Below are 13,451 nucleotides of genomic sequence, written 5' to 3' on the forward strand. Positions count from 1 at the left end.
GTTGTGCACATTGCTATCGGCTATTTATACCTATGATGATACAACCAATTCAATAGATAGCAGGGTTAAAATAAGGCTTCCATCCGTAATAATGCTGATGGGTAATGGTCCTTATTTGCTGTTTTATCATTATAGTAATTTAGCTCTGTTTGTACATAAAGCCACTCTCGCCAGACAGGTTGGCGGTAGCTTATAGCAGGGCCATAGCTGTTTAATGTTGATTTGTCATGGTCAAAGTAACCGCCAGTAGAGACACCATAAGCCAACTGTTTTTCATTGCCCAAATAGTGCACTTGTCTGAGGTCGTTGCTCCAGTCTGTGCTTTCTTCATTGTCTCGATTGCGATAACGGATGGCGGTGCGATTATTGATGAACCGGTCAGCATTTGTACCATATTGCAGATTTAGCCCGCCTTTTGCATAGTGCTCACTATCGAGTCCATAACGATAGTAACTATCACTAGTGAGAGTCCATTTTTTGTTGTCATACCAGTCTTTATCGACGCTTACTTTTACGTATAAGTCATCGAGCGAGCGAATCCCGACATCGATATCTGTTTTGACCCCTAACTGCTGCTCAACCTCATGACTAAAACGTGACCAACGAAGGGCGATAGAACCATTGTCTTCTCGCGTTTTTCTCCTGTTGACGAGTCCATCTTGGTTGCTGGTACTTGCTTGGTAAGTATCGCCCGTCACATTCTGTTTTAAAAAGGTATCTTCATCCAAATCCTCATCACCGATAATCAGGCTCAATCTTTTTTCTAACACTGGCAATCGTAAGCGGCCGCGAATCCTAGGTTCAACGCTCACGTCACTGCCTGATTGTGGATCGTTGACCCAGCGGGTATCTAGTACAACTCGTAAACTGGCTTTGGCGGGTTTTTTGGGATCTGGTTCGCCGAACCAACCGTCCATTTTGTGTGCCCATTCATGCAGCTGCTTTTGGACATCTTCACGGCGTTCGTCCGTCCAGTTTTGTGCTCCTTGTACTGATGGAGCAGACTGCTCGGCAGATGTTTCGGTAGATTGAGGTAGATAGCCAAATTGATTGAGGTTTTCATCTCGATTAGAGTTAGCATCATGAGATAACGAAGCCGTGTCAGATTTTAGCAGTTCGACTTTCGGCTTTGTGGTGGGTGTAGTATCCGCCCATGCTTGCGTGCATAAACTTAAGCTGGCAAGTGTGTAAAGGGTAATGGTGTTGAAATTTGCTTGTTTAATCATGGAGAGCTTCAATTACTTTGGGTAGCCAAAAAGGACAAACAAAAGTATTATGCCATAGGTCGTTAAGCATAAGAAGGTCGTGATATGAGATGCTTTAAATCTACTAATAATAAAAAGGCTAGACATTGTGCCTAGCCTTTTTCAATCTCATTTATTCATCATTCGCAATACTTTAATGTGCCTCATCCCAGTTCTCGCCCGCACCCGTCTCAACCAATAACGGCACAGCAAACTCCACACTCCAGCCTTTTTCAACGGCAGTGGTCGTTAATACCTCTTGCATTGCATTGGTAATGAGTTGGCTAATCTCATCTACCTTGTCACTATCCACTTCAAACACCAGTTCATCATGGACTTGTAGCAGCATTTTGGCTTGCGCTTTTGGCAGTACTTTATCGACAGCAATCATAGCCAGCTTAATTAAATCAGCCGCTGAGCCTTGTAGTGGTGCGTTAATAGCCGCGCGTTCTGCCCCTTGTTTAACCATACGGTTGCTATGAGTGATATCAGGCGTGTAGAGCTTACGACCCAATATCGTCTCGACATAGCCTTGCTCGTGAGCACTGGCGCGAGTATTGATCATATAGTTTTTGACACCCGGGTAGCGATCAAAGTACATATCGATATAATCTTGTGCCTCATTGCGGCTCATTTGTAGCTGCTTGGCAAGTCCAAAGGCGCTCATACCGTATAGCAGGCCAAAATTAATGGCTTTGGCATTACGGCGCTCGGTCGAGGTTACGTCGGCAACATCTTTGCCAAGTACTTCAGCGGCAGTCGCAGCGTGAATATCTAACCCTTCGTTAAAGGCGTCAGTGAGGTTTTTATCCCCTGAAAAATGCGCCATGAGACGCAATTCAATTTGTGAATAATCCGCCGCCAAAATAACGCGACCTTCTGGGGCGATAAAGGCCTGACGAATCAAGCGACCAGTCGCGGTACGAATCGGAATATTTTGTAAATTGGGATCAGTCGAAGACAAACGCCCAGTACTGGTCAATGCTTGATGATAGCTGGTATGTACGCGATCAGTTTCGCTATCTGCGACACTATCAAGCGCATCGGTATAAGTGCTTTTGAGCTTAGATAGACCACGATATTCTAAGGTAATATCGACCAATGGATGATCGATTTTTGACAGTACGGCTTCACCAGTAGAGTATTGACCTGATTTGGTCTTTTTGCCACCCGGAACGCCGAGTTTTTCAAATAGCATCTCACCAAGCTGCTTCGGTGAGCCGAGGTTAAACTCTTCTCCTGCCACTTCATAAGCGCGTTTTTCTAGCGCGATAATTTCTTCATCGAAGCGTTTCGATAGCTCGTTTAAAAATGGGCGTTTGATTAAAATTCCGTTTGCTTCCATCTGGCAGAGTATCTCCGCCGTTGGAATCTCTAGCTCGTGTAGCAATTTGGCATTATTGGCATCGTTCGCTAGCTCAACGCTGAACACCTCAAATAGCTGATAAGTAATGTCAGCATCTTCACAAGCATAGTCGCTAGCGATATCGATGGCGACTTGGTCAAAGGTAACTTGCTTAGCGCCTTTACCAGCGACATCTTCATAACTGATAGTTTGCGTTTGTAGATAGTGACGTGCCAAATCATCCATACCATGACGAGTGATAGCGGCATTAATCACGTAGCTGGCAAGCATGGTATCCATCGCCCAATTATTGGGACGAGCATGAATGCTACCCAATAAATCGATATCATAATGGCTGAGAATATGCGCATCGTATTTTAAATGCTGACCGATTTTACCGATATTTGGGTTTTCTAAAATAGGTTTTAGACGTGTTAAAACGCTATCGCGGTCGAGCTGTTTAGCCGTCAGCTCGTCACCCTCTAGCGCATGTGTCAGTGGTATGTAATAGGCTTCATGCGCTTGTACCGCAAAAGACAAACCGACGATTTGTGCTTGACGCCAATGGACGCTAGTGGTTTCGGTATCGATGACAAAATGCGGTGCAGACTCGAGTAAATGAACCAGACTCTCAAAAGCTGGTTCGTCGAGCACAGTATGCCACGCTCTATCATGCTGTTTACCGTTTTGGACATTCTCAATACTGCTTGATTGTAGCGATTTAGCGATTTGTGCTTGTGATTCAGCATCTGCTTGGCTACTTGCAACACTTTGTACGCCGTTCCCATTAGCATTGGCTGGATGGTTTGGGTGGTCAAGAGAAGCAAGCTCATTTCTAAACTCAAGCTCGCTATACAGCTCGCGCAATTCATCTATATGAGCACAAGGATTGGTATCGATTTTCAAATCATTCCAGTCTTGACCGATATCTAAGTCTGTGACGATAGTGGCCAGTTTGGCATTGAATGGAATTTCCTCTGCATGCTCAATCAAGCCTTTAGCGCCGCGTCCTTTAATAAAGCCAATATGCTTTAACATATTGTCGATATCACCGTACTCAACGAGTAGGTCTTTGGCGGTTTTTTTGCCGATACCGGGCACGCCTTTAATACCGTCAGAGGCGTCACCCATCAAGGTCAAAAAATCAATCATTTGGTTTGGATTAATACCGAATTTTTCGATGACCGCTTGGGTGTCTGTCACTTTGCCCGTGAAGCTGTCTTCCAATATGACGCAGTCATTGACCAGTTGCATCATGTCTTTATCGCCGGTTGAGATAACCACATGATGACCTTGCTCGACCGCACGGTGCGCCAGTGTGCCGATAATATCATCTGCTTCTGCACCTTCGATGCGTAACAGTGGAATGCCCAAAGCGGTTACCAAGCGATGGATATAAGGAATTTGCTCCACCAGCTCTATGTCGATGGGCGGACGAGCCGCCTTGTAATCAGCAGACATATGATGGCGAAAAGTTGGTGACTTGGTATCAAAACAGACCGCCATGTGAGTAGGATGATATCGACGCATCAATTTTAACAGCGCATTGAGCGTGCCACGGATGGCATTCGTTATCAGCCCTTGCGAGTTTTGCATGGTTTTTGGCAAGGCGTGATACGTGCGAAACAGATAATAAGAGCCATCAACCAAAATAAAAGGTGGCTGATTTTTGTCCACGTGACTGGTGTCCATAGTCGCTACGTTGGGCATGGTATCAAAATTTGGTAAGGCTTTAGGGTCAAGCGCTTGATGCGAGTTGTGGTTATTGTCTGCGGAGGATTCGGTCATATGGTCAGTCATAAAGGTCACTTATTATTAGGTATCAGATAGAGTCAATATCAGATAAAACGATGCTTCCATTATAACGATAAAATCAGACCTTGCCGAACTTCTCGATAGTTATGATATTTCTACTGCTGACAGACGCTCATAAAAAAAGAACCCAGTATTCACTGAGTTCTCTTATAGATAAAGCCGACATTGTTATTATTAAAAATCTATCTCACTTCTGAAGTCACTTCACTATCGATATTACCGTGAGTCGCTTTAGAATATGGGCAAACTTTATTGGCTTTTTCGACCAGCTTTTGGAACTCATCCGCTGATAGCTCTGTGTTTTCAGCAGTGACATGAATTTTCACAGCTAATTGAAAATCTAAGCCTTCACCTTTCATTAAATCTACTGATACTTCAGTAGTAGAATCAAACTTTGCTTTTTCTGCCCCTTTGACCGCAGCAAGTGCGCCATCAAAGCAAGCTGCATAGCCCATCGCAAATAACTGCTCTGGATTATTACCGTCTTTATCAGAGCCGGGTGCGACCATATTAATCGTCAAATCACTGTCTTGCAGACTGGCATTACCTGTACGGCCGCCAGTAACTGTTGCTTTGGTGGAATATAGTGTTTTCATAACATATCCTTTGTTGTGAGTTTTTATGTTTAAGCATTAAATTTTGATAGGGGATTCAGCATAACAAACCAGTGCATGAGCAATATAGGTCAGTCGTAAGTATATACTGTGGATTTGTAAGTGAACTGTTAGTAGAATCTTTAGCTGCATTTAACTATCGCAAGAAAAGCTTAATCGCTATAAGTAACAGAAGTATTAATGTAATATAGGAATATAGCTGTAAAAAATAAAGTTATCAAAATAGATGATAAAAAATCTAACCAATAAAGGTCTTATTCGATGAATAAATCAATGGTGTTACCTATTGCACTTTCTTTGCTAACATTTACCCTTGCTGGCTGCGGCGGGGAGGATGATGGTATTTATGGTTCGGGTAGCAGTAAGATTACGCTGACCAGCTTTGACAATAGCTATGATAAGCAAGCGAAAGATAGCGCCATTGCACGCATTGATGAGACCTACCGTACTGGTGAGCGTGAAATCAAGATAAAAAATATCGTTAATAATTATAGTAATCAAGGTTTGAATACTTTGGACAGAACGGTATTGGCAGACAACTTCGAAGGGCGACTGGATAATAAAGATATTGAAGTTGATAACCGCACTGTCAAACGTCCTATCTATGAAAAAGACAGTAATAACAAGCTAGACTACGAAACCAATTATAAGACGCTTAACTTATCAGGCTTGCAGGCAAACAGTTATAGCGCTGGTACAAACATAAATAACAGTCGCGGTATTCTCACCGACTTAAATAATTATCCTAAGATTCCAGCCAATGCAGAGTTTCCGATAGGCTCTGTTTGCTATATTCCAGTAGTCGAGAGCGAAAGCTCGTTTTTAGCCTTTAACGACAAAAACAAGACGGGATATACATCGCTCGATAAGTGGATTGATGCAGCTGAAAACCGTTTTAGCGATGATAGAGGCTACAGAACCTCTGAGTTTGGTGTAGGCATCGGCAATAAGCAAAAAGCGGCACAAGTGACGTTCTTTGAATACCGGAATCAGCCTGCTTATCAGTACAATGGTGTCGAATATAACGATGACACTGATGATAAAAATGCTATTTATGAAGCAAATTATGTTGCCAAAGGTGTGATGAATCCGAATACCAACAGTATTCGCGGTGTGGTGGATTGTACGATAGTCAATGAAGTCGCAGGAGATTTCTTGGCTGCACAAATCAAACGCTACTATTAATCTTAAAAACGCATCATGTTAAAAAATTGACCAACACTCTCTATTTGACTATCTAGGGAGTGTTTTTTTATGCGCTAATTCTGCACCTTGACGCTAAATCCGCTACAATACGCTCATTATTTATTCTATTTAGTTAGATTACTGTCTAAAAGACAGCCTTTTTGAAGTTAAGGTTGAAGCCAAAAATTATGAGCGTAGATCCAAAGAAATTAAACAAAGAAGTGGCTAAACGCCGTACTTTCGCCATTATCTCGCATCCCGATGCAGGTAAGACCACCATGACTGAAAAGTTACTATTATGGGGTCAGGCAATTCAGGTAGTAGGCGAGGTCAAAGGCCGCAAGACTGATCGCCATGCGACATCAGATTGGATGAGTATGGAGCAAGAGCGTGGTATCTCGATCACCACTTCTGTCATGCAGTTTCCTTATCAAGACCATGTGGTCAATCTATTGGATACACCGGGTCACGCCGATTTTAGTGAAGATACCTATCGCACCTTGACCGCTGTGGATAGCGCGCTGATGATGGTCGATGGTGCTAAAGGGGTCGAAGAGCGAACCATCAAGCTGATGGAAGTCTGCCGCATGCGCGACACGCCAATCATCTCATTTGTTAACAAACTGGATCGTCAAATTCGTGAGCCGCTTGAGCTGCTTAGCGAGATTGAGGCAGTGTTAAAAATTAAATGTATTCCAGTGACTTGGCCGATTGGTATGGGACAAGATTTCGTTGGTGTCTATCATCTGACCGAAAATAAGACCTACCTTTATGAAAAAGGTAATGGCGGCAAGATGACAGTCTCTGAGACCCGCGCGGGCTATGATTATCCAGATATCCGTGAGCGTTTGGGTCAATTGATGTTTGATGCCTTCGAAGAGTCACTTGAGCTGGTACAAATGGCGTTAGAAGAATTTAGCGTTGAGGCGTTCTTAGCGGGCGAGATGACGCCAGTATTGTTCGGTACAGCATTGGGCAACTTTGGCGTAAACATGGTACTTGATACCTTGATCAAATATGCACCGCCACCCAAGTCGCATCCAACCAATGAGCGTGAAGTAGCGGCAATAGAGACGGATTTTAGTGGTTTTGTCTTTAAAATTCAGGCCAATATGGACCCACGCCATCGTGATCGCATTGCATTTTTACGCGTGTGTTCAGGCAAGTATGAAAAAGGCATGAAGCTAAAGCATGTACGTTTGGGTAAAGACGTACGTATTGCCGATGCACTGACCTTTTTGGCAGGGGACCGCGAAGCGTTAGAAGAAGCGTATCCGGGTGATATCATCGGTTTGCATAATCACGGCACCATCTCTATCGGTGACAGTTTTACGGAAGGCGAAGAGCTGAACTTTACGGGTATTCCGCATTTCGCGCCCGAATTGTTCCGTCGTGTCATTCTAAAAGATCCGCTCAAATCAAAAGCCTTGCAAAAAGGGCTACAGCAGCTAAGCGAAGAGGGCGCGACACAGGTCTTTATGCCGCAGATTAACAACGATTTAATCTTAGGTGCGGTTGGTGTACTACAGTTTGAAGTGGTCGCGCATCGTCTCAAAGAAGAGTACAAAGTACAGTGTATCTTTGAGCCGGTATCGATTGCCACCGTACGCTGGATTCATTGTGATGATGAAGTGGCATTAGCGAAATTCAAACGTAAAGCTCATGACCAGTTGTCGCTAGATGGTGGTGGTTATTTAACGTATCTTGCCCCATCACGGGTCAACTTACAGCTGATGCAAGATCGCTATCCAGAAGTCACTTTTAGTAATACTCGTGAGCATTAAAATCCATCATTTCACGAGTTAGTTTATCTTTTAAGACACGCCAGCCGTGTCTTTTTTATTAGCTTAGATTTAGGCATTAAACGAGAGAGGGTAGGTAGCTATTCGTTAGCAGGAGACAGCAAAACCCTAAAAACACAAACAGTGTTCCTACAATACATCGTCATTGTTACGGTAGAATATCAAGTAACATCTTATGTTTATAAAAGAGGATATATGAACGCTGCGAATCAAATTGATATCAATCAGCCAACAATGAATCCGCATTTATCGATGACAGCAAGTCGTAGTCGTCTGCTGAGACTGCTTGCCGGCAGTTTACTGCTAGGTAGCATCGCCATGCCTGCAAATGCAGGTAATCTCATCAGTAGTACGGATTATCTAGAATATGAGCTGCCTAAAAAAGTGCAAGCACAGTGTATTGAGCGCGATAATTGTCCAGAGATTGACATCAAATATCTGAAGACCAATCACGGTTGGATCAATGATATCGCCAATGCGCGTATTAATAATTTAGTCGTCAATAGTAAACCGACTGAATCTGCGCCTATCAAAACGAACGTCAATCAGACAATGGTGAAAGCCGCCATTGATGACTTTGCCAGCTCACAGTTCATAGATATGCCAGAGGGCAGTTCATGGGCTTATAGCCTAATGGTAACGCCTGAGTATTTAGGTCATGTCAGTGATTTTGAATTGTTTGAAATCAATACTTATGTCTTTACTGGTGGCGCTCATGGCATGCCTTATAGCGAATACTTGATATTTGACCTTGGCACCAAAAAACAAGTCACGCTTGAGGATATGCTTCAATCAGGCAAGGAATCACGTTTTAAAGCGCTTGCTTATGATGCTTATAAAACTTGGGTCAAAACGGTTGACGACGATGTCAGCAGTTATGAGAAAAACTGGCCATTTACCTTAAGTGACAATGTGACACTGACGGATAAAGGCATCGATATTCGTTATCAGCATTACGCTATCGGCCCATATGCCTACGGTATGCCGGTACTTAGTATTCCGTACAGTAAGCTCGACGGTGTCATAAAGCCGCACTTTATACCTAAATAGTTCGGATGGTCATTGCATAACTTATTACGGTTTATATTAAAAAAATCGTAAAATCTCTTAAAAAATTGGCAATGATTTATCTAAAACCATTTGAAATTTAATAAAAGAATAAGGAGTTACCGCATGACGAACAATACAGATAGTATGAAGGCGACAGTCGACACAGAGACTTGGCAACTTAATGCATTAACAGAAGCGCTTGGTGACCTAACGTTGACGGTCAATGACAGCCTGTCTGTTGGTCGTGGCAGCGACAATGACGTGGTACTTGGTAGCAAGCAAGTATCGCGTAATCATGCGGTGTTAAGCGTCTTAGATGGTCGATTGTATGTCAAAGATTTAGACTCGTCGAACGGTACATTTATCAACGAGCAGCGTATCGACGGTAATACATCGAGCCTTTTACAAGTAGATGATACCATTGGATTTGCCAGTTTCAGCTTTCAGGTAAACGCGCCACTTGCTGCCACAGATACTGATGTATTAGCGCCCGTAGCAGTACAGGATTCAGTGGCTAAGACTGAGACCGTGGTTGCTGAAACGACTGCCGAAACACAGGCTGTCGAAGACTTGACGGTGAGTGAACCTGTTATTCATGAATCAGTGGCAAAAGAGCCGATTGTGAAACAAACGGGCATCGAATATATTCTGCCTGTGATAGCTGATGTGAAGACAGTACCTGTTGATACCGCCTCGGATAGAGTAGCAGACTCAGTAGGGGTAACTGAGACCAGTGTTAATGAAACAGTTGAACCAGTCTTACAGGAGCCGATTGTCAAACAAACGGGCATCGATGAAGTCTTAACGGCTATAGATAATACCGTGTCTAACACAACTGAAGCGGCACCAGTCGCTGCTGCAACTGTAGCAGATGCACAACCTGCTGTAAGTCAGCCAGAAGTCGTCGCAGCGACAGAGGCGGCACCGACAGCACCTGCTCATGATACGTCATTAGTAGAGCAGTCAGCTGTACATGAAAAGCCAGCAGTTGAATCAGAGCATGACAAAACGACTAAAACTGCTCTACAAGAAGAAGCAGATCCCGATATTCTACGAGCCAAGCAGGCGGCAACAGCACAATTTTCTGGCACTGCCAATCTAGGTCAATCTCGTGATCTTGGGACAGAAGGTAATAATGCGATGGATCAGACTATCAGTAATCCAGCCAATGCAAGACAGGCAGAGAAAAAACCAAGCGGTGGTTGGTTTATTTGGGTGTTTATTGCCATTCTAATTATCGGATTGGCGCTATGGCTATTTAATATGGGCGGCGTATAATTGACGCATGTAAACGATGATGGCACGCATCTAGCCATCGACTAATGAGTCCGTTGTATGACAGTGAATTAATGTTAGAGAGCTTTGATATTAGCCTTTGAACATTGCCGCCTAGTCAGTCGTCAAATATTAGCTGACTAAGAACATTGCTAATTACAATACGTCATTTTATAGCGTCAACATTCGATAGAGTGTTGACGCTATATTGCATTTATATGCTTATTATCATTTTTACTGTTCCTATCTTTTGCCAATATTTTGCTAAGAGAGCTTCACTATGATGACTTTTGAAGAATACCAAGCTTTTAAAGACCGTGGCTTTAGTCATGCTCCACTGATAAAAAAACGTCTAATGGACGCACAGACACCAGTATCTGTATTTTCTAAAGTACGTGATTTAAGCGGCTCTGCATATTTATTTGAGTCTGTCGTAGGCGGGGAGCGTTGGGCACGATATTCGATGATTGGTTTAGGTAGTGATCTCATTTTGCAGTATGCCGATGGTAATATGACCGTCAAAAAAAATGACCATACCGATGTCGATGCAGTCGCTGACCCGTTTGACTATATTCGTCAGCTAATGGCGCAGTATAAGATGCCAACAGTCGAGGATATTGCAACGCTACCGAGCTTTAGCGGCGGCTTAGTAGGTTACTTTGGCTATGACATGGTGAGGGTTATCGAGCCAAGCGTGGGTTTGTCAGACGCCCCCAATCCGATGACAATGCCGGATATGTGGCTGATGCTGTCAATGAGCGTGATTGTTTTTGACAGTTTAGAAAATACGTTATCTATCATCGTTTATGCTGATTGTCACACTGAAGATGGCTATAGCAATGCCATCCGCGAACTAGAAAAAATTGAAGAAAAACTGGCAGAAATGCCAAATCTGAGCGCACCCGTAATGCCAACGCCGACATTTACCTCACAAACAGGCGCGCAGAAATATTGTCATGATGTCAATAAAATAAAGGATTACATTTTAGCAGGCGATGTCATGCAAGTCGTTCCTGCGCAGCGTTTGACGGCCAATTATACTGGCGACTCATTAGCAGTTTATCGTGCCCTACGATTCTTAAATCCATCGCCTTATCTGTTTCTGGTGCATGGTTACACCCTCGATGATCACAAGCGTTTCGACATTATTGGAGCATCCCCTGAGATATTATCACGTATCGAAAATGGCAAAGTGACGGTACGACCATTGGCGGGTACTCGTAGACGCGGACAAAATGAAGCGGAAGATTTAGCGCTTGAAAAAGAGCTGCTGAGTGATAAAAAAGAGATCGCCGAGCACTTGATGCTTATCGATTTGGGTCGTAATGATATTGGCCGCGTTTGTGAATATGGCAGTGTCAAAGTCACCGAAAAAATGTTTGTCGAGCGTTACTCGCAAGTGATGCACATTGCTTCTAATGTTGAAGGGACGATATTGCCCAATAAGGATGCGTTGGATGTTTTTTGTGCGACGTTCCCCGCTGGTACGCTATCAGGTGCACCCAAAATACGCGCCATGCAAATCATTGACGAGATAGAGCCAGTCCGCCGAACGGTATTTGGCGGCTCAGTCGGTTATCTGGGCTGGCATGGCAACATGGATACCGCCATTGCTATTCGTACTGCCGTGATGCGCCGTGGTAAAATTCATATCCAAGCGGGCGCTGGGGTGGTCGCTGACTCTATTCCAGAAGCAGAGTGGGAAGAGACCAACAAAAAAGCATTGGCGTTGGTCAAAGCGGTAAAAATGGCGTGTAATGGTTTACGGATTCGCTAGGGACTCCAGTCATAAAAACACAGTATGCGGTTATTGTGGAAAAATAGCCTATTTTTTTATTTAAAAAAACATCATTACAATCAATTAGTTATATTTTTTTATTGAAATAATCATAAAAAAGGCAAAAAAGGGCTTGCGTCTTTCAAAAAATTTGATAGAATAGCCACCACTTTAAGAGAACAAGCCGACTTAGCTCAGTTGGTAGAGCAACTGACTTGTAATCAGTAGGTCGCCAGTTCGATCCCGGCAGTCGGCACCATCTCTCTTAAAGTAGCTTTTTATGAATCTGTCTTAAACTAAAGTCATTTTTGTTTAAAGCAAACTAAGGTGGGATTGGGGAGCGGTCAAACCCAACAGACTGTAAATCTGTCGCGAAAGCTTCGAAGGTTCGAATCCTTCTCCCACCACCATATTTTTTAAAGTTTGTCATAGCGCCAAGCATACTCTTTATACTTAATGACTCTCGATTAGAGTCTTCTTAAATAAGAGTAATTGCGGGTGTGGTATAATGGTAACACCTTAGCCTTCCAAGCTAATGACGCGGGTTCGATTCCCGCCACCCGCTCCATATATACAACATCGCAAAGATTATCAATAAATCATCACGACAGTCAGTTTTAGTATTGCTGTATCGTGATATTTTTTTTAGTAAATCCATAAGTTATTTTTTGTGGTTATTAAAAACATGCTCATATAGCTCAGCGGTAGAGCACTCCCTTGGTAAGGGAGAGGTCTTGAGTTCAATTCTCAATATGAGCTCCATTTATTGTTTAAACCTCTTGTGTTTGCTTTGCCATATTTAAACAGTTTGTGACGATATCGAAATTACAAAATATTGAAAATTATAAATTACAGTGTAGCAAATAATATTTAAGGGTGACACTGAGGTGTTGCCTTTTAGTGCTGTCAATTTATTAAGTTACTAATACATGAGTAATTATATAAAATTATTTAAGATAAAAGTATCTAGGTTCGGCAGGCTCCAATATTATTAATGATTTACACTAAGATAAAGTAGTGCAACAGCGATAATGTATAATATCTTGCAATGTTGACTAGATTAAAAAATACGTATAATGCTTAAACTTATGTGTGCAGCATTGAAATGCATAATCTGAGCACATATATACAGTCGTAAAGTGATCCAACAGTTTTAGTAGATAAGCCATAGCGTCAACGGTTTGATGGTTCTGTATGCATCATGAGCCGTCAAACAGCTATTCACCGATCTTTGATTGATAAAGATTCACCAAAAAAAGAGGAAATACCCATGGCAAAGGCCAAGTTTGAACGCGTAAAGCCACACGTCAACGTCGGTACAATCGGACACGTTGACCACGGTAA

Annotated in this window: 8 protein-coding genes, 4 tRNA genes and 1 pseudogene; 10 read left to right on the forward strand and 3 right to left on the reverse strand. The window is 42.9% G+C overall.

Features of this window, described 5'->3' with window-relative positions:
* Positions 1–65: 65 nt before the first annotated feature.
* The 3 genes from C8D84_RS07045 to C8D84_RS07055 all read right to left on the reverse strand — a co-directional run bounded on the left by C8D84_RS07045 (position 66) and on the right by C8D84_RS07055 (position 5,000).
* On the reverse strand, positions 66–1,226 hold the full coding sequence (locus tag C8D84_RS07045; protein WP_211181261.1) for a hypothetical protein: 1,161 nt from the start codon (positions 1,224–1,226) through the stop codon (positions 66–68).
* A gap of 172 nt (positions 1,227–1,398) precedes the next feature.
* Complete coding sequence (gene polA, locus C8D84_RS07050; protein ID WP_407691875.1) at positions 1,399–4,389, reverse strand: DNA polymerase I; 2,991 nt, start codon at positions 4,387–4,389, stop codon at positions 1,399–1,401.
* Between the two features lie 197 nt (positions 4,390–4,586).
* On the reverse strand, positions 4,587–5,000 hold the full coding sequence (locus tag C8D84_RS07055; protein WP_109591048.1) for an organic hydroperoxide resistance protein: 414 nt from the start codon (positions 4,998–5,000) through the stop codon (positions 4,587–4,589).
* Positions 5,001–5,279: 279 nt separating this feature from the next.
* Here C8D84_RS07055 and C8D84_RS07060 point away from each other — a divergent pair, with 279 nt between their 5' ends.
* From C8D84_RS07060 to C8D84_RS13785, 10 genes and pseudogenes are all read left to right on the forward strand, one after another.
* Positions 5,280–6,203 (forward strand): hypothetical protein, encoded by a 924-nt coding sequence (locus tag C8D84_RS07060; protein WP_109591051.1) that lies wholly within the window; start codon positions 5,280–5,282, stop codon positions 6,201–6,203.
* Between the two features lie 188 nt (positions 6,204–6,391).
* Positions 6,392–7,987 (forward strand): peptide chain release factor 3, encoded by a 1,596-nt coding sequence (locus C8D84_RS07065; RefSeq protein ID WP_109591053.1) that lies wholly within the window; start codon positions 6,392–6,394, stop codon positions 7,985–7,987.
* 213 nt (positions 7,988–8,200) lie between these two features.
* Positions 8,201–9,055 (forward strand): RsiV family protein, encoded by an 855-nt coding sequence (locus C8D84_RS07070; RefSeq protein ID WP_109591055.1) that lies wholly within the window; start codon positions 8,201–8,203, stop codon positions 9,053–9,055.
* Positions 9,056–9,178: 123 nt separating this feature from the next.
* Positions 9,179–10,333 (forward strand): FHA domain-containing protein, encoded by a 1,155-nt coding sequence (locus C8D84_RS07075; RefSeq protein WP_109591056.1) that lies wholly within the window; start codon positions 9,179–9,181, stop codon positions 10,331–10,333.
* A 277-nt stretch (positions 10,334–10,610) separates the two neighbouring features.
* The gene (locus tag C8D84_RS07080; protein WP_109591058.1) at positions 10,611–12,107 is read left to right on the forward strand and encodes an anthranilate synthase component I family protein; all 1,497 of its coding nucleotides are present in this window, start codon (positions 10,611–10,613) and stop codon (positions 12,105–12,107) included.
* 183 nt (positions 12,108–12,290) lie between these two features.
* A tRNA-Thr gene (locus tag C8D84_RS07085) sits at positions 12,291–12,366 on the forward strand.
* 67 nt (positions 12,367–12,433) lie between these two features.
* A tRNA-Tyr gene (locus C8D84_RS07090) sits at positions 12,434–12,517 on the forward strand.
* Positions 12,518–12,601: 84 nt separating this feature from the next.
* A tRNA-Gly gene (locus C8D84_RS07095) sits at positions 12,602–12,675 on the forward strand.
* Positions 12,676–12,794: 119 nt separating this feature from the next.
* Positions 12,795–12,869, forward strand: a tRNA-Thr gene (locus C8D84_RS07100).
* Between the two features lie 508 nt (positions 12,870–13,377).
* A pseudogene (locus tag C8D84_RS13785) lies at positions 13,378–13,451 on the forward strand (hypothetical protein); the annotation flags it as partial.

It is taken from the genome of Psychrobacter immobilis, from assembly GCF_003148585.1.
GTDB lineage: Bacteria > Pseudomonadota > Gammaproteobacteria > Pseudomonadales > Moraxellaceae > Psychrobacter > Psychrobacter immobilis.

Bases quoted from the DNA above. Each gene is read 5' to 3' on its own strand.
- C8D84_RS07075 (WP_109591056.1), top strand. From the start codon at position 9,179: ATGACGAACAATACAGATAGTATGAAGGCGACAGTCGACACAGAGACT.
- polA (WP_407691875.1), bottom strand. From the start codon at position 4,389: ATGACTGACCATATGACCGAATCCTCCGCAGACAATAACCACAACTCG.
- C8D84_RS07080 (WP_109591058.1), top strand. From the start codon at position 10,611: ATGATGACTTTTGAAGAATACCAAGCTTTTAAAGACCGTGGCTTTAGT.
- C8D84_RS07055 (WP_109591048.1), bottom strand. From the start codon at position 5,000: ATGAAAACACTATATTCCACCAAAGCAACAGTTACTGGCGGCCGTACA.
- C8D84_RS07060 (WP_109591051.1), top strand. From the start codon at position 5,280: ATGAATAAATCAATGGTGTTACCTATTGCACTTTCTTTGCTAACATTT.
- C8D84_RS07065 (WP_109591053.1), top strand. From the start codon at position 6,392: ATGAGCGTAGATCCAAAGAAATTAAACAAAGAAGTGGCTAAACGCCGT.
- C8D84_RS07045 (WP_211181261.1), bottom strand. From the start codon at position 1,226: ATGATTAAACAAGCAAATTTCAACACCATTACCCTTTACACACTTGCC.
- C8D84_RS07070 (WP_109591055.1), top strand. From the start codon at position 8,201: ATGAACGCTGCGAATCAAATTGATATCAATCAGCCAACAATGAATCCG.